Here is a 22,161-nt window from a genome sequence, read left to right as displayed (position 1 = left end):
TAGCGCATAGGCCGATTTGGCCGTTTGCAAAGTCGAGTATGACAATCCGTCCAGATCGTATTCTCGTAAGAAACGGTCGAGGGCAGAGACAAGTCTCCCATCTGAGTGGGAAATCGTGCCCAAAAAGGCGACTATTGTTAAAGAATTAAAAAGGAATTACTCCGAAAACTGTAATATTGTAGCTTCCTTACGCCTGACCACGTATCTTCCCATAGCAACGCGAACCTGTGGCCGCCGATACGATCGCCCTCTCGCGCCATGACTGACATTGCCGTCCAGATGCGGGGTCTCATTTCATAGACACGTTCGGAAGCCAGAGCATCGATTCGATTATTCAAAATAAAACGTCGAAGATGAACTTCGTTATCAAAAGTCACCACGTGATCCCACCGAAGTGTATCCGACAATCTATCGGACCAAATCGTGAGGAAGACAACCCAGGATCCGCCAGTCCTTTTCGTGGATCGAAGGTCGGTCTTCACGTAGCCGCGATCGCACGACGGGGCCGACCAGCATGAGATCAGCTTTCAATTTCCTCAAAGATATCTGGCAGGATTGACAGTGGTCGGACTTGCCTAGCTAGATACCACCGGATGGGTCATCGTCGGTGATCCTCAAGCATTCTGTCTGTGCCGGTCGCCGAAAGAGGTGAAGTTCATGCGCAGAATGATTCGGGGACTCAAGAGTATCGACAGGCTTCCTGAAATCAGTCGATGCACTAGGAACGTTCGGGAATATCTAGCGGTTATCCAAGCCTTTTTGGGGCTGAGAAAGCTCCGCTATCCGATTGAGCTTCATGATAACCAAGGTCAAAAGCTCATAATATACGATTTTGAAGACCTCACTACGCTTTGGGCTGTGTGGTGCGCTGATGAATATCGGGTTCCTTCCGATGCCCTAACCGTAATCGACGCCGGCGCAAATATTGGAGCGTTCAGCCTATTTGCGAAAAAATCGGCTCCACAATGCCAGATCGTCGCGATCGAACCCTTTCCGTCCACGTTCGACAAGCTTGTTTCGAACATTACTAGAAACAACATGCAGAACAGCGTCACTTGTAAGTGTTTGGCGCTCGGAGCCTCCCCTGGACATCTCTTTATGAGCGCCGCTCCCGAAATTAAAAGTCACTCGAGGAAAACGCAGGAAAAGCCCAGCGATCAGAACTTTATATCTGTCGAATGCGTGGGCCTTGAGAGTATCGTAAGTGAGTTCCTGGCTAAAGAGGTCGACTATCTAAAAATAGATATCGAAGGCGGTGAGGTCCCGTTCATAGTTGACTCGGATAGAAATGATCTCAGGCTCGCGCGCAAGATTGGCATCGAATGCCATTCAATTGATGGTCGCGAGCGCGTTTGGGCGAAGCTCGAGCAAAGCGGCTTCAAACTTGATCGAGTATCTCGCGGCTCTTTGAAAACCGCGGGATCTACCGCAGAGTTTCTTCGGGTCTGACGTCTTTCCCAGTCAATCTATGAAGCGACGGCCGCTACCAACCCATCTTGTTCGCGACGCGCTAAACACGGTTTGTGGCCCAACCATCACGCCAAGAGGCCCCATAAGCTCGGCTGGCGTGCTGGCGGTGTGGTGCTGGCGTTGCGCCACTTTCATTCGGATGCGCCGGACGCAACGGAAGTACCGAGCGTCGCACTTTCTGTCCCAATCGGCTTGAGAGATGAACCGAAGCAAAGGCGATTCCAAGCGTCGCACCGCGGCGGCCGACGAATGGGGCCGATCTACCCATAAGCCCTTATGTAATATAGAGCTTCGCACGCTGCGACCAAAAATGAGCGTTGCGACGTTTCGCGTCGCGACGTTCGTCCTGTCGGCCTGGTCTTTCGCGGAGGATCCAACAGGCTCTCGGCTCTCTCCATAAAGTCCATCAAGGAACCGGGCCGATACGCGGAGGGAAACCGCCTCTATCTCCGGTTCGCCCCATGCAGATCGAAGCAATGGACGATCGTCTTCCGTCGCGACGGCAAGTGGCACGAGATGGGACTCGGAAGTCTCGGCGACATCTCGCTCAAGCGCGCTCGTGAATTGGCGGATTTACATCGTCAGACGATCGCCGAGGGCGGCGATCCAACCGCTGAGCGCCGGCTCGAACTCACAAAGCGGACCCTCCGGGACTATGCCCGGTCCGCTTCGGCCGCTTCGCGTTGATCAGATCACGGTCGATGACATCGAGGACGTGCTAAAGCCGATCTGGACGGCCAAGCGCGAGACCGCTTCGAGACTTCGCGGTCGCATCGAAAAGGTGCTGGATGCCGCGATTGCAAAGGGGCACCGCAAGGACCTTAACCCGGCCCGGTGGAGGAAAACCTCGACAGCATCCTGCCGAAGGAAAAGCAGGTGCGCGGCCATCATGCCGCTATGGACTTCGGGGCAATACCGGCGCTCATGGGGATGTTGCCGTAGCCTCCTCCCTGAGTTGTCCCTGCCGCAAACCCCTCCCGCCGTACCCGGGGCGCCGCTTATCTGGTTGAAGGGGTGAATATGCATCGCCATTTCAAGGCCATGCCGCGCTCGTCCAAGCCGAAAGCCCCCACCCGACTTGTCCAGCGATGGCCTTTGTCGACAGCGGCCACGTTGGGATCTGCTGTCCGGACGCGGGGCATCCTGCTCGAGGTGCGGGCGCAGCTGTCGTTTATCGAGCGGAAACTGGTCGACGTCGAAACCGGGACACTCGTGCTGCGCGTCCCGGAAGAGGATCTAGACCCTCATGCGGCCACGGCCGCCGTCGTCGCTCGAACACTGACCGGCATCGAGGATCTGCCGATCATCCCGCGCGAGATCGAAGATATCCTTTCAATCAAGACGGCCGAGCGCCACCGCTGGCTGAAGGACGGTCGGCTGCAGAGCGCCGGCACCCGCACGGTCCAGCTGCGCGGTCGCGCGCGAAAGATCACCTTCCATGTCTTCGAGCCGCGCCACATCGAAGACATCCTCGACCGCAACCTGCCGGACATCTGGCGCGAGCAGGACGCGCTGGCGGCGGCCGAGAATCGCCAGCGTGGCAGGCAGAAGGCCGCGCTGAAGAAGGCCGGCAAGCTAGCGGACAACGCGAAGGCCGAGGGCAGCGCTCGCCAGGAGAAGACGCCGCTGAAAGGCTGGGACGATTTCGACCTGGACGGCCTGCTGCGCTGATGAGGCCTATGACAACCGTCGGCCCTGACGCATCCATTCACCGCCGGCAACACCTGCGTAGGATGGTTTGCCTCATCGCACGGGCCTGTGCGAAACTCCCAGGCTGAAAAGCCCACTTCTCCAACCCCATGGCCCCATGGAGATCATCGATACCGAAGACAGCAAGGTAGGCGCAGCGCAGCCCACTGACCTCCCCGCCAACGGAGAGAGGACGGTTTCGGCGGTCATCGAGTCGCGACCCGAGTCCGACGACGGCACCGGGTATGCCCATCGAGCGCCGTGGCGCAGGCGGCTGCGCGAGCTCTATGTCGGGACTGACCCGCGGGCGACACGATTCCAGTGGGCCCTGGCCAGCGTCGACCTTGTTATCATCGGTTTCTTTGTGCTCAGCCCCGTGCTTCAGGAGTGGCGGGCGTTCCTGTGGGTCGACTATGCCATCGCGCTGCTGCTCGCCGCCGACTTCTCGGCACGAGCTGCGGCCGCTACCAGTTTGCGGCGCTGGCTTCGGCAGCCGGTCGTGTGGGTCGATCTTGTCGTCCTCGCCACACTTCTGGCACCGCTGTGGCTTGCCAATCTCGGCTTCCTACGCATCCTCCGTCTTTGGTCATTGTCGCAAAAGAGCCTGTTCTGGCGCTCGCTTCGCCGACACGGCTATCAGGAGTGGGAAGATGTCTGCCGAGCGGGGATCAACCTCGTAACCTGCCTCTTCGTTATAACCGGCTTCGTCTATACCGTATTCGCTGGTCCGGGCTCGGGTATCGGGGGCTGGATTGACGCCCTTTATTTCACCGTTGCCACGGTTACGACGACGGGATTTGGCGATATAACGCTGCCGGGTACTGCCGGTAAGCTAACCTCGATCGTGACGATGATCGTTGGGATTTCGCTTTTTGTCCGGCTCGCTCAAGCCTTGTTCCGGCCCTACAAGGTGTCCTTCCGCTGTCCGCAATGCGCGCTGCTGCGTCACGAGCCAGACGCCGTCCACTGCAAGGCCTGCGGGCACCTCCTTGCTATCCCCGACTCCGGCGGCGGATGACTGGGTACCGACGCTCTCAGGGACAAGACGTTCGATCGCACCCCCGCTGCTAGCGAATCGTAATCTAGGGCGATCGGTGCACCTACCTTTTAAGCCTGTTGCGATCGAGGCAGTCTGCTTCACGCTCAATTGGCGGCTGATCTCGCTTCCCTTGCGCGACGCGGGTCCATACGCTAGATACTGAACTATATGGTTCAGTTTCTATCCTCCCGTCTCAACGTTTCCTTCGCCGCGCTCTCGGACGCGACGCGACGCGGCGTTCTGGAGCAACTCGGGAGAGGGGATGCTTCGATCACTGAACTTGCAGGCAAGTTCGACATGACCCTCACCGGCATGAAGAAGCATGTTCGCGTCTTGGAGCAGGCGGGACTGGTCACGACGCAGAAGGTTGGACGCGTGCGGACCTGCACGCTCGGCATCAGCCGATTGGCTGAAGAGACAGCCTGGATCGAAGAATATCGTCGGCTTTGGGCTTCGCGTTTCGACGTGTTGGACCAGATCGTCGAGGAACTGAAACAGAGGGAGACTTTCGATGAACGCAGGGAGACAGAGTGATCCCGCCGCCGGCAGGGCCCGCACAAAGGTTGAGCGGACGTCGGATCGGGAGCTTGTGGTGACGCGAACCGTCGACGGCCCGGCGCGCGTCGTCTTCGAGGCATGGACTAGGCCGGAATTGTTTCAGCGATGGTGGGCGCCGAAATCGTTCGGTGTCACCTTGATCTCCTATGAGGCCGATGTTCGTACAGGCGGCGCGTACCGCTTGGTGATGGGCCATCCTTCATCGGAGCAGCCCATGGCATTCATCGGTCGATACATCGAAGTGACGCCGCCCTCCCGCATTGTCTGGACCAATGACGAGGGGGGTGAAAATGGGGCCGTCACCACGGTAACCTTCGAAGAACAAGATGGCGCGACACAGCTCGTCGTGCACGAACTCTATCCTTCGAAAGAAGCGCTCGACGAGGCCCTCGCCTCGGGAAGCACAAGCGGGTGGGGAGAGCAATTCGAGCAGCTGGACGACTTGGTCGTCATCCTGGATTTGGAGGTCTGACGGCGATGGGCAAGGTTCGCGTTGCAGGGTTCGCCGTGTCAATTGACGGCTTCGCGGCCGGCCCGGATCAGAGCCTGGATCATCCGCTCGGCAAGCGGGGCGGCGAGTTGATGAGCTGGTTCTATCCGAGCCTCATTCGGCAATCGCGGCTCCGGCCGGACGGCGAGCGTCATGGCCGCCATAGATATATCCTGGGCGTGGAAGCTCTCCGCGCACCGTATCGTCGCCAAATGACGGCAATTCGCCCTTAGGGGCCGCGCCGCTGCCGAGCAGAATGGCCTCGACAGCGCCCCAGGGTTTTTGCAGACGAACCGTATGACCGCGTTCCGCTAGCGCACGAACCGTGTCGGGCGACAGCGCATAGGGTTCGGCAAAGAGAATGTCCGGCAGCCATTGCGCATGCACCCTCGGCGCATTGACCGCCTCCTGGATGGTCATGCCGAAATCCACGACATTGAGGATCGTCTCGACGACGGCGGTGATGATGCGCGACCCGCCGGGGCTCCCAAGCACCATGAAAGGCCGGCCGTCCTTGACTACAATCGTCGGGGCCATCGAACTCACCGGCCTTTTAGAGGGCGCGATGGCGTTGGCTTCGCCCTGCACGAGTCCGAACAGGTTGGCCGCGCCGACCTTGATGGTGAAGTCGTCCATCGTATCGTTCAGGAAGAACCCTGTACCGGGCGCCATGACGCGGGCTCCGAAATAGGCGTTGAGCGAATAGGTGACAGCGACCGCATTGCCTGCCTTGTCGACGACCGAGAAGCTCGTCGTCTCGGTGCCTTCATGGGGCGACGTGGTGCCGGACAAAGTCTCGGAAGGCGTCGCCTTGTACGGGTCGATGGTCAGCCGAAGCGCAGCTGCATAGTCCTTGGAGATCAGCCGCTCGACGGGGTTCTTGACGAAGGCTGGATCACCGATCGCGGAGTTGCGGTCGACAAAGGCATGGCGCATGGCCTCCGTCATCAGATGGACCGTATCGGCCGAGCCGAAACCGAGATAGCCGACGGGATAGAATTCGAGAATGTTGAGGATCTCGCAAACGGCGAGCCCACCGGCGCTTGGTGGCGCGGCCGTCAGGATCTCGTATCCCCGATAGGAGCATTCAAGCGGCTTGCCGATCCGCGCCGTATAGTTCGCGAAGTCGTCAAGGCTGAAGAGCCCATTGTTCTTTTCGCTTGCTGCGACAATCGCCGCGGCGATCGGGCCCTTATAGAAATAGTCGGGCCCTTGATCGGAAATGCCCTGCAGCGTCGTTGCCAGTTGTGACTGGACGAGACTGTCGCCGGCCTTGAGCGGCTCGCCATCGTGGAGCCAGTAGTGCGCGAGCGCTGGATCAGCCCGGAAAGCGGCCGATCCCGTCGCGATGATGTCGGCATCTGGACGAGTGAGGATGAAGCCATCGCGCGCCAACCGGATCGCCGGTGCCATCACGTCAGCGCGCTTCATTGTTCCGAATCTCGAAAGCGCGAGCTCGAGACCGGCGACCGTGCCCGATACGCCGGCGGCCCTCCAGCCATCGAGGCTGGCGCGCGGAATGACTTTGCCCTGATCGTCAAGAAAGACATTAGGACCGGCGGCCTTGGGCGCAGCCTCCCGAAAATCGATGAACACGGCCTGCCCATCGGCAAGGCGCAGAGTCATGAAGCCACCGCCGCCAAGGTTGCCGCAGCATGGATTGACGACGGCCTGGGCATATCCGACCGCCACCGCGGCATCCACGGCGTTGCCGCCGGCTCTGAGGATCTCGGCGCCAACTTCCGCCGCAAGCGCCTGGTCGCTCGCCACCATGCCTCGCTGCCCCTCGACAGGGGCAGGCGACGCCGCCAGCGCTGGGGTGGCCAAAAGACCTACGCCAACCAGAACCAAGGAGAACCGCAGCATTTTGATGAACCGCCTTCGAAACAACGCGCCTGGCAATGCTACATAAAAGAGGATGGGCGCGCGATACTGGATGCGGGCGAGGATCCGAGTACAATTTCGGTTGTGCGGTTCAAAAAGCGGCGGCTTTATGAGCTCGGTGGCATGGACTACGAATATCCAATTACCCCGCAGGCTGTGGCGGGCATTGACCGCCTAAGCAAGGGGCAGCCTAGACATTGATCAGCGCCTTAGGTGATAGTCCTGGGAGTTGATGGATTGGATCCATCCTGAAATTTCGGGCTCGATCGTCCATCACTGCCCCTGTAGCAGTAGCCGTCGTCAGTCATATTCGCCTGCAGCCATCGTGCATGTCTTGACGACAGCCTCGATACCCATCGCCAGATCATCAATCGTGATCGACTCATCAGGATGATGACTCAAACCGCGTGCGCAGCGGACAAAGATCATAGCGATCGGCGCGATGTGCGCGACGTTCAGGCCGTCATGACCTGCGCCGCTTGGCATTTCGATGACGGGGCATCCGGTTTCGTCCAGTGCTTTGCGAATGATGCCGGTGAGGCGAGGATCGCATAACGTCGAATTCGTGTCGGACGTAATCTCGGTCTCGACAAGAACCCCTCGGCTCGCTGCGATTATTCCAAACGCACGAAACATATCCTCTGCCGCCGCGCTCTTTCTGCCGTCTTCAATAGATCGGAGGTCCAGCGAAAAGGTGACGCTGCCGGCGATGACATTGGTTGCGTTTGGATGGCACCGTATCTGCCCTACCGTCGCAATGCATTGAAACTGCTTGGCGATCCTTTCGACCGCGAGAATGCATTCGCTCGCCGCCACGAGCGAATCCGCCCGCATGTCCATGGGAACGGTGCCGGCATGGCCGGCTTCGCCTGAAACCGTTACCTTTGCACGCAATGCACCGGCGATCCCGGACACGCAGCCAAGGGCAACGCCGCGGTCTTCGAGGACGGGGCCCTGTTCGATGTGAAGCTCGATATAGGCCGAAGGGGGCGTGTCACGGCGCGAGGCCTCGAACACACGCGCCGGGTCGAGGCCGAACGCGATCGCGGCCTGTCCCGCTGAAACGCCTTCGATGTCAACGCGGGCTGCCCAGCCGGACGGTTCGAGGCCCGCCATGGCCATGCTGCCCAAGACAGAGCCGCCAAATCTGGTCCCCTCTTCGTCTGCAAAACCCACGACCTCGATAGCGACAGGCAGCCGACATGACGCGGAGGCCAGCCGTTCGACGACGGCCAGTCCTGCGACCACGCCCAGCGCTCCGTCATAGCGGCCGCCGTCTCGAACCGTGTCGAGATGCGAGCCGAGCATGATCGCCGGCGCGTCCTCGGCAGCACCCGCATATCGGCCGACGACGTTGCCAGCCGCATCGATCGACGCAGCCATGCCGATCTCCCGCATCCAGCCGAGAACGAGATCGTTCGCCTCTTTCAATGCCGGCGAGAAGGCGAGCCTGGTAATCCGTCCCGGCTCGTCCGTGCAGGCCGCCAGGATTTCGAGGCGCTGCCAGGCCCGTTCGGCCTCGGTTCGCCTATCCGAAACTGACATCCCGGTTCACATCCTTGTAGAGGAGGTAGGCCGAGGTTTCCCAGCCGGTCGGATAGAACAGCTGCGGGCAGAACGGTCCCATCCAGATGAAGTCGTCCTTCCAGACCTCGTGCCAATCCTGGTCGAGGAGATACATGCCCTGTCCCTCGAGCATGTAGAGCCCATGCTCCATGATGTGGGTTTCGACATCCGGGAAATGGGTGCCCGGCGCGAAGGACAGGATGTTCAGCTCCATGTCGAAGCGCATGTCGCCATAGGGCAGTAGATGCTCCCAAGTGCGCCCCTCTGTGCCGTTATGGTTGATCTTCTCGAGATCGTTGCGCTTTGAAATGATCAAGTCCGGCGGCGGCAGCCCGATCGAGACATAGGGCTTCTTGATGCCCAGCACCCTTGCCTCGCCGGGGCCGATATTGCGCACCGAGAATTTGGCATTCGGTGGCAGATAGACATAGCCCTCCGGATCGAGGCGGCTGGCAATGCCCTCCACCGTCAGCTCCACAGAGCCCTCGAGCACATAAAGCAACCGTTCCAGCTCATCGGAGAACGCCTCCCGCGTGCCGCCGCCTTCCGCGATTTCGAGCACAGCCTGGGCAAAGCGCGCGCCAAGCTGCGGCGCGGCCTGGAAGCGGACCACCGTGCGTTCCCAGCGCGGCAGATAGCTGTCCATGATGCCTTCCGGCGGCATGACGGCATAATTGCGCTTCACCGTGCCGCGCGTGTGCCCGAAGGCGCCGGGCGCGATACGGCCGGGTTTCACTTTCATGGAAGAGGGATGCATCGGCTCAACCCTTGAAGTCGGCCGGCAGAGCGACCGTCATGATGATTTCGACCTGGTCGCCATCAGGCATGACCGATTGAACGAAGGAGCGTACGGGGCCCTTGCCCTCTGGCATCCATTTCGCCCAGACGGCATCGAATTCCGGCTTGCGGCCATGGTCGGTCACGATCACTTCGGCGCGCACGATGCGGGTGCGGTCGAGGCCGTAGGATTTCAGATAGCGGTCGATGACGCCGAGCGCATTTTCCGCCTGCTGCGGCAGGTCGAGCGACAGGTCCTCGGAGGTCGCCACGCACCACAAGAGACCGCCGCCGCCTGGAAAATGGTAGATGGCGTTCTTGGATTTCGTTGGCATCTCGTCGATCGCGACGCGGGTGATGTCGTTCATTTGAGGTCCTTGCGTGAATCAGGTCGTTGCGAGCGTCGCGGTGGAAGCGTCGAAGCCATTGGGGAGATGCCCGGTCGGCGTGGCGATGGCGTAGGGGCCGCGGGCCAGGAACGCGCCGCTTCCCTCCGCGCCGGTCACCTCGCCGTCACGCATCACCACTTCGCCGCGCCTGAGCGTGACGACCGGCCAGCCGGTCACCTCGCGGCCCTCATAGGGCGTGTGGTCAACCGCGTGGTGCAGATCGGCATTCGTGACCGTCCGCGTCTTGGCAGCATCCCATAAGACGATGTCGGCGTCGGCTCCGGGCACGATCGCGCCCTTCCTGCCTTCGAGGCCGAAAATGCGGGCCGGATTGGTCGCCGTCAGGCCCACGAAGGTTGGAAGGTCGATCTTCCCCTTGACCACGCCTTCGGAGAACAGCAGCGGCATGCGCGTTCCGACACCCGGAACGCCGTTCGGAATATCGCGGAACGGCGCGTCGCGGCCATTCATGTCCTTGGCGAAGGCGCCAGTGAAATTGAAGGCGCTGTGGTCCGACGAGACGACGTCAAGGACGCCGCGCCGCATCATCTCCCACAGTCCCTCCCGGTCCTGGACGTCGCGCGGGGCCGGGCTGCACATGTATTTCGCACCCTCGAAATTCTCGCGTGCCATGTCGGCCGCGCTGATCGCGAAATATTGCGGGCAGGTTTCGCCCCAGACCTTGAGGCCGCGCAGCTTGGCCCGCGCGATTTCTTCGGCCACTTCCGCGCAGGAAACGTGGAAGACCTGGATCGGCGTATCGACCAGTTCGGCCAGCGCGATGGCCCGGTAGGTGGCCTCGCGTTCCACCACCTTCGGCCGCGACCAGGCATGATATTTTGGCGCCGTCAGCCCCGCCGCGAGAAGCTGTTCCGTCATCCAGCCGATGGCGTCGTAGTTTTCGCAATGCACGACGGTCATCGCGCCTTCGCGCCTCGCCGCAGCCAGCACCTTCAGATACTGCCGGTCGTCGAGCCGCGCGCCATCATAGGTCAGGAACACCTTCAGGCTTCGTATGCCCGAGGCCACGACGGCCGGAATCTCCGCAATCACCTCGTCGCTCGGATCGGTGATGATCTGGTGGAAGCTGTAATCGATGATCGAGCGGCGCCCGCGCCTGAGCGTTTCGGCCAGTACCTCCCGGATCGGCTCGCCCTTGAACTGGGTGACGAAGGAGATCGCCGAGGTCGTGCCGCCGCGCAGGGCCGATTGGCTGCCGCTGAAAAAGTTCTCGGCGCCATAACCCATGCCGGGCTCGACCTGATCGAGATGGCAATGGGTGTCGACTCCTCCCGGCATGACCAGCAGGCCGCCGGCGTCGATTTCCTTCGGAGCGCGCAGACCATCGCCAATAGCCGCAATGGTTTCGCCGCGGATCGCCACATCGGCGCGGAATACCTGCGTCGCGCTGACGACCGTGCCGCCTCGGATCACCAGATCATAGTCGTCCTGCATCACGCGGTCCTTTCCAGCGGGGCGGTGTGGAAGTCGATTTCCAGTTCCAGCGCATGGCGAAAGCTCGCCGCCAGTTGCGGTTCCAGCGCCGGCGTGGCGCTGTCGATCTGCCGGCGCAGCCAATCGGCCTGCGCCAGGAATTCGGGCTCTGCATGGAGGTCTACCCAGCGTTTGAGCACAGGGTTCGAAATCGTGCATTTCGCGGCCCGGCTGCACCACGTCGCGTACATCCATTCGGCCGCGAGCATGATGGCGACCCCGTCGAGATAATTGCCCTCGGCCGCGATCTTCAGCATGCCATCGCGGAAGGCGAGAACCGAGGGCGGCATCGCCTTGGCACGCACCTCAGTTGTGATTCCCAGCTTTGCGAAAGTCGTCTCGAAATAGCCGATCTGCTCGACCGCGAGAGCCTGCAGCACGCCGGCCAGCCAACGTCTTTCTTCAAGGCCGGGGGCTTTCACCAACATGTGGCCGAAGATCAGCATCGCCGTTTCGACGAAGTCGCATTCGTAGATCAGATAGGCGCGGAACTCGGCGTCAGAGAGCCTGTCGGCCTCGATCGCGGTGACGAATGGGTGCTCCTGCATCCCGTCCCAGGCCGGCTGGCTTGCGACGCGGATGCGCTCGGAGAGCGGGGTCTTCGATTGGGTCACGGAGAATTCCTCAAGCGGCCGGCCGGATGGCATGGACCTTGTTCATGAAGGCTTCGACACGGCCCCGCTCGACGGGGTTCCACCAGACGCCGCCGGATTTCAGCGCGCTGGCGATGATCAGCCCATCGAGAAGCGGCAGCATGGAGCCGACATTGTCGGGCGTGACGCCGCTGCCGACCAGGAGTGGCAGGTTCGTCGCATCGCGCATGGTCTGGATCTCGTCGAGCGCCGCCGCATCGCCTGTCCGCTGGCCGGTGCAGATCACGGCGTCAGCATCGAAGAACGCGACGTCGCGCACCAGTTCTGTCACCGAACGGTCGGCAACGATCGCGTGCGAGCCATGCTTCACATGAGCGTCGGCGAAGATCGCGACATCCTCGGCGGCGATCGCGGCGCGATAGCGAAGCGCCGATGCCGCCTCTCCTTCGATAAAGCCCTCATTGGCGACATAGGCGTTGGCCCATTGATTGACGCGCACGAAGGCGGCACCAGCCGTCTTGGCGATGGCCAGGGCCGGACGCGCCGCATTGGCAAGGACATTGATCCCGAGCGGGATGTCGGTGCGCTGCCGGATACGGTCGGTGATCACGGCGAGGCCGGCGGCCACCTCATACCCAATATCGCCCGGCTTGACGAAGGGGATGTCGCCATGATTCTCGATAATAAGACCATCGACACCGCCGGCAACGTAGTTATCCGCATCGTCAACCGCTTTATCTATGCTGATCTTGAAATCATCTCGCTTATAGCGTGGAGATCCAGGCATAGGCGGACAATGAACGACGCCGATAATGACCTGCGTTCTTCCAAAAATCTTCTTGATGATATTATTTTCTTTGCTAGATGTCTGAGACATTACTTTCTCTTCAAGGTGGCATCTCATGCTTCTGGTGTTGGGTAACGCGACGGTCGACGAAGCCATGGGCGTCGAGACATGGCCGTCGCCCGGCCAGACGATCATCGCCGGGGCTCCGAAGCGGGATTTGGGAGGCAAGGGCGCCAATCAGGCAATCGTTGCGGCGCGTGCAGGCGCGGATGTCCGCTTCGTGGCCGCGATCGGCAATGATGCCGACGGCCGCTGGGTGGCGGACGCGCTCGCCTCCGAAGGATTGAATGTCGATGAGCTGATGATCGCCGCCACGGCGACCGACCGCTCGCTGATCTTCATCGACCCCAATGGCGAGAACGCCATCGTCAGCACCGTCAACGCCAGCCTCTCGATCAAACCCGACACCGTTGAGGCGCTCGTCGGAGACCTTGCCGCCGGCGACCAAATCCTGATGCAGGGCAATCTTTCGCTCGACGCCACCCGGGCCGGGTTTGCCGCAGCGCGCCGGGCCGGCATCCACACCCTGTTCAACCCGTCGCCGCTGCATGCCGGCCATGGGGAACTGCTCGGGATGGTCGACGTGCTGGTCGTCAATGAGGGCGAGGCGCGGTCGCTCAGCCAGGAGTTCTCCGCCGTAGCCTCGGCAAAGGCCTTGCGCGATGCCGGGGTCCGCGAGGTCATCGTGACACTTGGCGGTCGGGGCGCCGTTTTCTGCGACGCAAGCGGCCTGCACCACGTTTCCGCCGACACGGTCGAGGTCGTCGACACGACGGGCGCCGGCGACACTTTCATGGGGGTCCTGGCGGCGGGTCTGTTCACGCACCGCATGACCGGGATCGCCGCTCTCCGTGCGGCCAGCCTTGCGGCGGCGATTACAGTGCAGCGCGCGGGCACGCTCGCGTCCTTCCCGGCGAGAAACGAGATCGCGGCCATCCTGAAGCTGAAGGCGCCCGCCTAAGGCGACAGGGGAGAGCACTCCGAGGAGGCGAGCGGAGGTCATGCTAGCGGCTGGCCATCATCGGGATGAGAAGACGCTGCGGGGATTGTTGACCAGCAGCGTGCGGATCGCGTCTTCCGACACCCCATGGCGGCGGAGCCGCGGCAGGAAATGGCGCAGGATGTATCCGTAGCCATTGCCGCCGTAGCGCGTCAGCATCATCTTGATGAATACGTCGTGCGACAGCAGCACGCGGTCGCCATACCCGCGCTCGATCAGCTTGACGATGGCGCGGGCGGCTTCCTCGTCGCTCGGGCACTGGACCTGTTGATCGGCATAGAAGAAGTCCATGCCGATCATGTCATATTCGACGAAGGCGCCGCGCGCTGCGATCTCGCTCTGGTAGCCGAGGTCGTCATGCGACGGGTTCATGTGACAGAGCACGGTGTGCTTTAGGTCGGCACCCTCGGCCGCAACGATGTCGAGCACGCTGTGGCCGAGCCGAAGCCAGCCCGGCAGGTGCACCATCAGTGGCAATCCGGTCCGTATCTGCGCTCGGGCCGCACCGCGCAAGGATTTCTCCTCGTCGGCGGTGAAGGCCGCTGAAACGCCGATCTCGCCGATGATGCCGATCTTGACGTCGGTTCCATCAGCGCCGACCGTTGCCTCTCGCACGATCTCGTCTGCGATCTCGTCGACAGACATGGCCGCGACCTTGGCCGGATGCGAGCCGGCGAGATAGAAGCCGGCGCCCATGACCACATTGAGATTGGACGCCTCAGAGATGCGGCGCAGCGCCAGCGGATCGCGGCCGATCCCCTGACAGGTTGGCTCGACGACCGTCCTGCCCCCCTGGCCCTCGAAATCCTTCAGCTCGGCGACCGCCAGTTGTTCGTCGTCGAGCCGGATGTTGTGCTTGTTGACGAACGGATCCTGGCGGAGCTCGCCGAGGATTTCGATACAGACGAAGCTAGACGCCAGATGCTGGCGCTCGGGCGTTTTTGGCGCATGCCACCAGCATGTGCAGTCATTGAGGATGTGCTCGTGCATCAGCGTGACGCCAAGCGCGTCCGCGGAAATGGGTCCGGTCACCGTCATGACCTGCCCAGATCCCACATGCGCAACGGAAAGCTCGCTCATTGCGAAGGACCCTCAGCTCTTGCGCCGGACGCTGCCGACCTGATCGAAGATGCGGGTGTTCACCCAGATTGCGATCAGGATGATCGCGCCGGTCACGATCTGCGTGTAGAACGCATCGATCTTCGAGAGAATGAGACCGTTGCTGATCACCGAGATCGTCAGCGCGCCCATGACGGTGCCGACGATGGTCCCGCGGCCGCCCATCAGCGAGGTGCCGCCCAGCACCACCGCAGCAATCACGTCGAGCTCGGTGCCAACAGCCGCATTGGACGAGCCGGAGCCCAGTCGCGCAGCCACCACCAGAGCGGCCAGCGCCGCAGCAACGCCGCTCCACACATAGACGGACGCGACGACGCGCCTCGCCGGGATGCCGACGCGCCGCGCAGCCTCAGCATTGGCGCCGACGGCACAGACATGCCGGCCATAGACCGTAAAGTTCAGCACGATGAAGCCGATCAGCGCCACCGCCAGCCCCATCAGAGCAGGCGACGGAATGCCGAAGAGCGTGCCGCGTCCGATGCTGAGGAACAGACCGGGCGGAATGAGGATCGAGAAGCCGCCCGTCAGCACCAGCGCGATGCCGCGGATCGCCGAAAGCCCGGCAAGCGTGACGATGAAGGCCGGTATGCGCTGATAGGCGACGAAATAACCTTGAAAGAGGCCGATCACAGCACCCAGCATCAGCATCAGCACCGAGACAACGGGCCAGTCCCAGCCAGCCCGCAGCAGCAGGGCGGCCGACGCATTGACGAGGGCGATGATCGAGCCGACGGAAAGATCGATACCGCCGGTGGTGATCACGAATGTCATGGCCACGGCGACGATCAGCGTCGGCGCCGCCTGCCGAAGCAGGTTGAGCAGATTGCCGGGAGACAGGAACACGTCGTTGATGGACGTGAACAGCGCGCAGCAAGCGATCAGGAAGACGGCGATCGACAGCACATGCGCGTGGCTTTCGAAGAAGTCCCTGAGACGGGAGCCACTCTGGCGTTCGGTATAGAGCGTCATCAGCGGTGCCCCTCTCCAACGATCAGGCGGACGATGTCCTCGAGATTGGTCTCGGCGATTGCCCGCTCGGCGACTTTGGTGCCCTCATACATGACGGCGATCCGATCACAGACGCGGAAGAGGTCCTGCAGACGGTGCGTGATCAGCACGACGGCGACACCCTTTGCCTTCAGCCTGTTGATCAAGGCGAGCACGGCCTCGACCTCGGCCACGGCGAGCGCCGATGTCGGCTCGTCGAGGATCAGAACATTGGGATCGAAGGCTGCCGAACGCGCGATGGCGATGGACTGTCGCTGGCCGCCCGAGAGCTGCGCGACCTTTAGCGCCGTGTTGGGAATGCGGATCTCCAGCTTGCGCAGCATTTCATGCGCGCCGCGCTGCATCGCCGCCTTGTCCAGAAACGGTCCCTTACTGATCTCGCGGCCGAGATAGAGGTTGCCCGCGACGTCGATCGTGTCGCAAAGGCTGAGGTCCTGATAGACCATCTCTACGCCGTAGCCACGCGCCTCGGCCGGACCGGAATAGGCGATTTCCTTGCCGTCGAGCTCGATCGTGCCCGCGTCCGGCAGGTATGTTCCGGCGAGGATCTTGGTGAAGGTCGATTTGCCTGCGGCGTTGTCGCCGACCAGGCCCAGGCATTCGCCGGGCCATAGATCGAGATCGACGCCGCGCAACGCCTCGATCGATCCGAAGCTCTTTCGAATGCCGCGGACGCGCATCCGAGGTCTCGCTGGCGGGGAACCGGAGGCGGCCGAAGCCGCCTCCGTGACGTTGAGCGCGCTCATTTGAACTGCGCGCGGAAAGCGTCGACATTCTCCTTCGTGACGATCGTCACGGGCACCTTGATTTCCTTCTCGACGCTGCCGCCGCCGGCCAAGGTCACCAATGCCTCGACGGCCTTCTTTCCTTCGAGGAAGGGATCCTGCTGCACCACGCCGACGAGGAAGCCCTGATCGATCGCCGCGATCGCCTGGGCGCTCAGGTCCCAGCCGAACAGCTTGATCTTGTCGGTCCGTCCCTGGCTTTCTGCAGCGGCGACCGCGCCCACCAGGGCGGGCTCACCGGTCGCATAGAGGGTCTGCAGATCGGGATTGCCGGTGAGGAGGTTCTCGGCCGCAGCCAATGCCTGATCCTGGATATTGCGGCCGTCGACGACACCGACGCTGGTCGCAACGCCGGCGGCATTGACGACCTCGTCAAAGCCCTTCTGGCGCAGGTTCTGAAGATCGGAGTTCAGCGCACCGACGCTGCCGAGGGTGACTTTGCCGCCCATGTTCTTCTTGACGTAGTCGACATAGAACTCGCCGATCAGCTTGCCGGCCGTGTAGCTGTCGACCGAGATCTGCGCCTTCTGCGGGCCTTCCGGCAGCACGCCGTCCACGGCCACGACCGGAATGCCGGCCTCGGAAGCGGTGCGCACAGCGGGCATGACGCCGTTCTGGTCGACCGACACGATAATGATGCCGTCGACCTTCTGCTGGATGTAGGTATCGAAGGCGCTGTCCTGGGCCTGCGCGGAATTGTTGGCGTCGAACACCAGCAACTCGTCGCCCGAGGCCTTGGCAGCCTCCTGTGCGCCGCGGGTGATGTCCGTGAAGAACGAGACCTGCTGATTATACTGGATGAGCGCGAAGGTCTTGCCGGCCGCGCTGGCGCCGGTCGCCGCCAAGGCGACGAGCATTGTCGAGGTCGCGAGAAGCTTAAGCGTCGATTTCATCATGTTCATTCCCCTCTTTCTGGTTATCTGCGCTTGGTGGCAGTCTTTTGCCTGCCCGCGGATGAGAAACTGATCCGCGCAGGATCAGCTCGACGGGCAGATATTCGATCACTCTGTCGAGATCCTCGCCCCTGAGGCTACGGATCAGCAGGTCGACGGCGCGGCGCCCCATCATCTCCACCGGCTGCCGGATCGAGGTCAGCGGCGGGTCGAACAGGACGAATGGCGCGATGTCATCGAAGCCGATCACCGACAGCTGGCTCGGCAAGCGGATGCCTTCGCGGCGGAAGATCTCCAGCGCGCCGATCATGATCTCATCGCTGGATACGAGAAGGGCCGTCGCCTCGCTGCCGGACGACAGAAATCGCGAGGCGCAGGCGCGGCCGTGCTCAGGCGAATAAGCCCCGAAAAACTCATCGCGAATGACGACATGCTGGTTGGATTCGGCGATGGCCCGGCGGATTCCGGCCAGACGCGCCTCGGTACTGCGCATCGCCTGCGGGCCGCCGAAGAAAGCAATCGACCGGTGCCCCATCTCGATCAGATGGCGGCCAGCCAAATAGCCGCCCAACTCATTGTCGCTGAAGACGCGCGGGCCAACGACGCCGCCCACATCCTCGTCGAGAATGACGACCCGGCGGCTGCTCGCATTGATGGGATCGCGCAACGTGCCGTCGTCGGCGTGGTTGCTGACGAAGATGATGCCATCGACCGCGCTGCCGCTGAGTCGCGCAATGTATTCGCGCTCGCGCTGCAGCGTGTTGAGCGAGGCGCACAGCGTCAATGCATAGCCCTGCTGGCCGGCCTCGCGCTCCACCGCCGCTGCTAGCCTGGCGAAATAGGGGTTTGCTATGTCCGGAACGACCAGCGCGATCGTCTCGGAGCGGCCGAGAGACAGATTTCTCGCATGCGGATTGGGCGTGTATTCGTGTTCGGCGACGGCGCGCCGGATCCGCGCCGCCGTCTCCTCCGGAAGCTGCAGACGGTTGTTGAGAAAGCGCGAAACCGTGGCAACCGACACCTCTGCGGTGCGGGCGACATCGGACAATCGGGATACCTTCGCGCTCATGGAAACCAATCCCACGTAACCGGTTTACAAGACGCTTCACGCTAGCAGCGTTTTGAACCGAGACAAGCGGTTTATCAAAGATTCTGCGAGAATTATTCCGTTCGAACGATGTATGCTGAAGAATAAAGCAGCGTCTGTCCAAATCTGATGCGCGCAGCATAAGAGATGAACTTTGTTAAGCGCTTGCTCGGTGGCGCGCAGGGTCCAGACGCCTGGACGCCCGCGCGCTCTACGCGCACCAGCGGGCCACTGCGATGGCGATCGCCTTGGTGCACTCGACCAGATCGCTGACGGCGAGATGCTCGTTCGCCTGATGGGCTTGCGTCGGATCGCCGGGGCCAAAATTGATGGTCGGCGTCTCGCCAAGCCCGCTCGGCAGGCCAATGTCCGAATGGGGGCCGAAGCCCGCCAGCACAGGCGACAGGCCGGTCGCCGCGCAGGCGCCCTGCATCGTCTGCACGAACGGGTGCTCGGCTGGCACCTCGGCGCAGTCGGCGTCGAGGATCCATTCGATGCGGGCCGGATGTGCTCGGAGATAAGGATCGGCCTGGCAGACGAAGGCTATGTGCTCCTCGATCTCACGCTTGACGTGGCCGCCAAGCCCGAACTCGTCCTTCTCGCTCGGCAGGTACTGCGCGTCGATCACGATCTCGGCCCGGCCGGCGGTCGAGGCCGGATGCTCGCCGGCCTGCATCTGCGTCACCATGATCTGGTTGGGCATGTCCATCAGGGGGTGCATCTTCCTGGGATCGGTCATCCAGCGCCGGTTGAGGATATCAATCCCGTCGAGCATCTGGCGGCAGAGCTGGATGGCGTCGACGGGACCCGCCTCATACCAGGCACGTGGCGTTAGTTCCGCATGGCCGCCAATGCCGTCGATGACGATCCGGCCCCAGACGACGCCGTGGCAGAGCGGAGCGATCCGGTTCGCCGTCGGCTCGGTCATGATGCCGGCATCGGCCTTGAAGCCGCGGTCGACCATGGCAAGCGAGCCCATGCCGCCAATCTCTTCGTCGACCACAGTCGTGAACACCACGTCTCCGGACAGCGGTACGCCGAGCTCCTTCAGGACCTCGATCGCCATCAGCATGCAGGTGACGCCGCCCTTCATGTCGACGGAACCGCGCCCATAGAGCTTGCCGTCCTGAAGCACAGGGGTGAACGGCTCGGTCTTCCAGTGTTCAGCTGCACTCGGCGGGACCACGTCGATATGGCCGTTCAGCATGATGGAGCGGCCGCTGCCGTTGCCACGCAGCACGCCACCGAGATTGGGCCGTCCGACGAAGGTGCGCCCCTTGTTGGCGCCGGGGCGTCCCTTGTACTTTTCATAGAGCGCAGGACCGTCCGGCTCCCACAGATCGGTGGTGAAGCCGAGCGCCTCGAGGCGCTGTTGGAGGTAGAGCTGGCAGTCGCGCTCGCCGGGACCCGCCTTGGTCGGGTCTGACAGGACGATCGACGGGAAACGGACCAGATCGCTCAAGGTCTCGACGATGCGGTCGGTGCGCTCCTCAACCCGCTTGGCGATGTTCTGCTCGAGGCTGTCCATTCTCATCTCCGATGTGTCGTCAGGCGGTCGGCAATCAACACGGCGATCAGAAGTATGCCGACGATGCCGACCTGCCAGACGGTGTTGACGTTGAGGCGCAGCAAGCCGGTCTTGAGCGTCACCAGAAGCAGCACGGCGGCGAGCACGCCTCCGACGCCGCCGCGTCCACCGACAATGGCGACGCCGCCAAGCATCGCCGCGGTCAGCGATTCCAGCTCGAGGTTCTGACCGATATTGGGGCGACCGCTGCCCAGCCAGGCCAGGGAAATCAGGCCGGCAAGACCACCCAGCCCGCCGCTGATCGTGTAGATGAGAAAGCGGACGCGATCGACAGGAATGCCGACCAGCCGCGCCGAGCGCTCGTTGAAGCCCATCGCGTAGATCCAGCGACCCCAGGCCGTCCACAGGAGGACGATGCCAGCCACGATGAAGGCGGGCAGCGCGATGGTAATAAAGGGCAACGGCAGCGATGCGATCGTGCCACGACCCCAGGCAAGCATCCAGGCCGGCACGCCGGACATCGCCGCGCCGCCTGTCAGCGCCAGTGCCGAGCCGGAATAGATGAACAGCGTGCCGAGCGTGGCGATGAGCGGCAGGATGCGCAGCCTGGTCACGAGCAGCCCGTTGATGGCGCCAAGCAGCAGTCCGATCAGGATGCAGGCCGGCGGCACCAGGGCGATCGGCATGCCCGTCTTGAATGCCAGCATGGCGAGCATCGCCGACAGCGACACGGTTCCCCCGATCGACAGGTCGATGCCGGCGCCGCCCGACAGGATCACCAGTGTCTGGCCGAGTGCCACCAGCGACAGGATGGTGGAGAACTGCAGGATATTGGTCAGCGTGCCGGCGTTGAACATCGCGGGGCTGAGCGCCGACAGTCCGATGATCGTCGCCACCCACAATGCCGCAAGGATCGCCAGGACGAGGTTCTGGCCGCGCATTCTGCGAAGCGCGATCATTGTGTGGCGCCTGCGAATTTGAGCTGCAGCCGGCCCGAAAGGCCCTCGATGCTGAGAACGCCGATCAGAAGAGCGCCCGTGACGACCGCCTGCCACAATGACGGCACGCCGACGAGCAACAGGCCGTTCTGAAGGATGCGCAGCAGCAGCACGCCGAGTACGGTGCCGAGGAGGCTGCACTTGCCACCAAGGATGCTGGTGCCACCGAGGACCACGGCGGCGATGGCGTCGAGCGCCAGCGTGCTGCCGATGGTCATCTCCACATTGCGATAGGTGCCGATGTAGAACACCGCCGCCACGCCGGCCAACGTGCCGCTGATGACGAAGGTCGAGAACTGGATGAGCTTGGTGTTGACGCCTTGGAGGCGCGCCTTCTCCTCGGAATTGCCGACAGCGAGCAGATGAAGCCCGAACGGGGTTCGCCGCATCGCCAGCCAGATCACGCCATAGGAGAGCGCGATGACGATGACCGCAATCGGCACGCCGACGATCCGAACCTGCAGCATCTCGGTCAATGTCGGCGGCAGGCCAGAAAGCCAGGCACCGCCAAGCGCCAGATAGATCGCCGCCTTGTAGACCCCGAGCAGGCCGAGCGTGGCGACAATGGCCGGGATTCGGCCGAACACGACGACGGCGCCGGTCACCATGCCGAGCGCGGTACCGGCCAGAATGCCGGCAAGGGCGGCCAGCGACGGATCGACGGCGGCGGTAAGGAGCCTGCCGATGACGAAGGCGGCGAGACCCATCACAGTGCCGATCGACACGTCGACGCCGCCCATAGCGAGCAGCAACGACATGCCGAGACTGATCAGCAGCAGTTCGACGCTGTTGCGCAGGATCGTGACCGCGTTGTCCGCGGTTGCGAAGAAGGGAGAGGCGATCGCGAACAGCGCGATCGCCAGCACACACGCCGCGAGCAGAAGCAGCTCGCGTTTCTCAACCACGGCGCCGCGGGGCAGGACGTTGATCATGGTCGGGCGCCGTGT

Annotated in this window: 23 protein-coding genes; 8 read left to right on the top strand and 15 right to left on the bottom strand. The window is 62.5% G+C overall.

Going from position 1 to position 22,161, the window contains the following annotated elements; all coding sequences use genetic code 11:
* Window positions 1-657 precede the first annotated feature (657 nt).
* The 7 genes from BUB39_RS17280 (at window position 658) to BUB39_RS17250 (ending at window position 5,228) form a co-directional block, all read left to right on the top strand.
* Window positions 658-1,449, top strand: coding sequence for an FkbM family methyltransferase (locus tag BUB39_RS17280; protein WP_073055888.1), 792 nt, complete (start codon window positions 658-660; stop codon window positions 1,447-1,449).
* Window positions 1,450-1,824: 375 nt separating this feature from the next.
* The gene (locus tag BUB39_RS26010; RefSeq protein ID WP_084527563.1) at window positions 1,825-2,157 is read left to right on the top strand and encodes an Arm DNA-binding domain-containing protein; all 333 of its coding nucleotides are present in this window, start codon (window positions 1,825-1,827) and stop codon (window positions 2,155-2,157) included.
* The gene (locus BUB39_RS26005; protein ID WP_425292921.1) at window positions 2,126-2,488 is read left to right on the top strand and encodes a phage integrase central domain-containing protein; all 363 of its coding nucleotides are present in this window, start codon (window positions 2,126-2,128) and stop codon (window positions 2,486-2,488) included. Before BUB39_RS26010 ends, BUB39_RS26005 begins: the two co-directional genes overlap by 32 nt.
* Window positions 2,489-2,511: 23 nt before the next feature.
* Complete coding sequence (locus BUB39_RS17265) at window positions 2,512-3,141, top strand: hypothetical protein (RefSeq protein ID WP_073056817.1); 630 nt, start codon at window positions 2,512-2,514, stop codon at window positions 3,139-3,141.
* Between the two features lie 136 nt (window positions 3,142-3,277).
* Window positions 3,278-4,177: a potassium channel family protein gene (locus BUB39_RS17260; protein ID WP_084527561.1), complete on the top strand. Its 900-nt coding sequence runs from the start codon at window positions 3,278-3,280 to the stop codon at window positions 4,175-4,177.
* A gap of 189 nt (window positions 4,178-4,366) precedes the next feature.
* A complete protein-coding gene (locus tag BUB39_RS17255; protein WP_073055884.1) occupies window positions 4,367-4,732 on the top strand; it encodes an ArsR/SmtB family transcription factor in 366 nt (121 codons plus the stop codon).
* Window positions 4,710-5,228, top strand: coding sequence for an SRPBCC family protein (locus BUB39_RS17250; RefSeq protein WP_073055881.1), 519 nt, complete (start codon window positions 4,710-4,712; stop codon window positions 5,226-5,228). The genes BUB39_RS17255 and BUB39_RS17250 overlap by 23 nt, the downstream gene beginning before the upstream one ends.
* A 132-nt stretch (window positions 5,229-5,360) precedes the next feature.
* Here BUB39_RS17250 and ggt read toward each other — a convergent pair whose 3' ends face one another.
* The 7 genes from ggt to BUB39_RS17210 form a co-directional block, all read right to left on the bottom strand.
* Window positions 5,361-7,112 carry a gamma-glutamyltransferase gene (ggt, locus tag BUB39_RS17240; protein ID WP_073055879.1) on the bottom strand — a complete coding sequence of 584 codons (1,752 nt, stop codon included), beginning with the start codon at window positions 7,110-7,112 and terminating at the stop codon, window positions 5,361-5,363.
* 318 nt (window positions 7,113-7,430) lie between these two features.
* Window positions 7,431-8,675 carry an allantoate amidohydrolase gene (locus BUB39_RS17235; protein ID WP_073055877.1) on the bottom strand — a complete coding sequence of 415 codons (1,245 nt, stop codon included), beginning with the start codon at window positions 8,673-8,675 and terminating at the stop codon, window positions 7,431-7,433.
* Window positions 8,659-9,438 (bottom strand): (S)-ureidoglycine aminohydrolase, encoded by a 780-nt coding sequence (gene allE, locus BUB39_RS17230; RefSeq protein ID WP_244540288.1) that lies wholly within the window; start codon window positions 9,436-9,438, stop codon window positions 8,659-8,661. The genes BUB39_RS17235 and allE overlap by 17 nt, the downstream gene beginning before the upstream one ends.
* Before the next feature lie 19 nt (window positions 9,439-9,457).
* Window positions 9,458-9,841 carry a Rid family hydrolase gene (locus BUB39_RS17225; protein ID WP_210187100.1) on the bottom strand — a complete coding sequence of 128 codons (384 nt, stop codon included), beginning with the start codon at window positions 9,839-9,841 and terminating at the stop codon, window positions 9,458-9,460.
* 18 nt (window positions 9,842-9,859) lie between these two features.
* Window positions 9,860-11,317, bottom strand: a complete 1,458-nt coding sequence (gene hydA / locus BUB39_RS17220; protein WP_073055873.1) for a dihydropyrimidinase — start codon at window positions 11,315-11,317, stop codon at window positions 9,860-9,862.
* The gene (locus BUB39_RS17215) at window positions 11,317-11,970 is read right to left on the bottom strand and encodes a TenA family protein (protein ID WP_210187099.1); all 654 of its coding nucleotides are present in this window, start codon (window positions 11,968-11,970) and stop codon (window positions 11,317-11,319) included. Before BUB39_RS17215 ends, hydA begins: the two co-directional genes overlap by 1 nt.
* Before the next feature lie 10 nt (window positions 11,971-11,980).
* Window positions 11,981-12,826: a BtpA/SgcQ family protein gene (locus tag BUB39_RS17210; protein WP_073055870.1), complete on the bottom strand. Its 846-nt coding sequence runs from the start codon at window positions 12,824-12,826 to the stop codon at window positions 11,981-11,983.
* Between the two features lie 25 nt (window positions 12,827-12,851).
* On the opposite strand from BUB39_RS17210, the gene BUB39_RS17205 reads away from it, so the two are divergent.
* A complete protein-coding gene (locus tag BUB39_RS17205) occupies window positions 12,852-13,757 on the top strand; it encodes a ribokinase (protein ID WP_073055867.1) in 906 nt (301 codons plus the stop codon).
* Window positions 13,758-13,814: 57 nt separating this feature from the next.
* On the opposite strand, the gene BUB39_RS17200 is transcribed toward BUB39_RS17205, so the two are convergent.
* From BUB39_RS17200 to BUB39_RS17165, 8 genes are all read right to left on the bottom strand, one after another.
* The gene (locus BUB39_RS17200) at window positions 13,815-14,876 is read right to left on the bottom strand and encodes a phosphotriesterase family protein (RefSeq protein ID WP_073055865.1); all 1,062 of its coding nucleotides are present in this window, start codon (window positions 14,874-14,876) and stop codon (window positions 13,815-13,817) included.
* 12 nt (window positions 14,877-14,888) lie between these two features.
* Window positions 14,889-15,884 (bottom strand): ABC transporter permease, encoded by a 996-nt coding sequence (locus BUB39_RS17195; protein ID WP_073055863.1) that lies wholly within the window; start codon window positions 15,882-15,884, stop codon window positions 14,889-14,891.
* Window positions 15,884-16,669 carry an ATP-binding cassette domain-containing protein gene (locus BUB39_RS17190; RefSeq protein WP_073055861.1) on the bottom strand — a complete coding sequence of 262 codons (786 nt, stop codon included), beginning with the start codon at window positions 16,667-16,669 and terminating at the stop codon, window positions 15,884-15,886. The genes BUB39_RS17195 and BUB39_RS17190 overlap by 1 nt, the downstream gene beginning before the upstream one ends.
* Entirely contained in the window at window positions 16,666-17,610 is a 945-nt protein-coding gene (locus tag BUB39_RS17185; RefSeq protein ID WP_073055859.1) for a substrate-binding domain-containing protein, read from the bottom strand. Before BUB39_RS17185 ends, BUB39_RS17190 begins: the two co-directional genes overlap by 4 nt.
* Window positions 17,585-18,670 (bottom strand): LacI family DNA-binding transcriptional regulator, encoded by a 1,086-nt coding sequence (locus tag BUB39_RS17180; RefSeq protein ID WP_073055857.1) that lies wholly within the window; start codon window positions 18,668-18,670, stop codon window positions 17,585-17,587. The genes BUB39_RS17185 and BUB39_RS17180 overlap by 26 nt, the downstream gene beginning before the upstream one ends.
* A 229-nt stretch (window positions 18,671-18,899) precedes the next feature.
* A complete protein-coding gene (locus BUB39_RS17175; RefSeq protein ID WP_073055855.1) occupies window positions 18,900-20,216 on the bottom strand; it encodes a M20 family metallopeptidase in 1,317 nt (438 codons plus the stop codon).
* 2 nt (window positions 20,217-20,218) lie between these two features.
* The gene (locus BUB39_RS17170) at window positions 20,219-21,175 is read right to left on the bottom strand and encodes an ABC transporter permease (RefSeq protein ID WP_073055853.1); all 957 of its coding nucleotides are present in this window, start codon (window positions 21,173-21,175) and stop codon (window positions 20,219-20,221) included.
* A complete protein-coding gene (locus BUB39_RS17165) occupies window positions 21,172-22,146 on the bottom strand; it encodes an ABC transporter permease (protein ID WP_073055851.1) in 975 nt (324 codons plus the stop codon). The genes BUB39_RS17170 and BUB39_RS17165 overlap by 4 nt, the downstream gene beginning before the upstream one ends.
* Window positions 22,147-22,161: the final 15 nt, after the last annotated feature.

The organism is Kaistia soli DSM 19436 (assembly GCF_900129325.1).
GTDB classification, from domain to species: domain Bacteria; phylum Pseudomonadota; class Alphaproteobacteria; order Rhizobiales; family Kaistiaceae; genus Kaistia; species Kaistia soli.
Note: the sequence above shows the minus strand (reverse complement) of the source record. Positions and strands in the feature narration are given on the sequence as shown.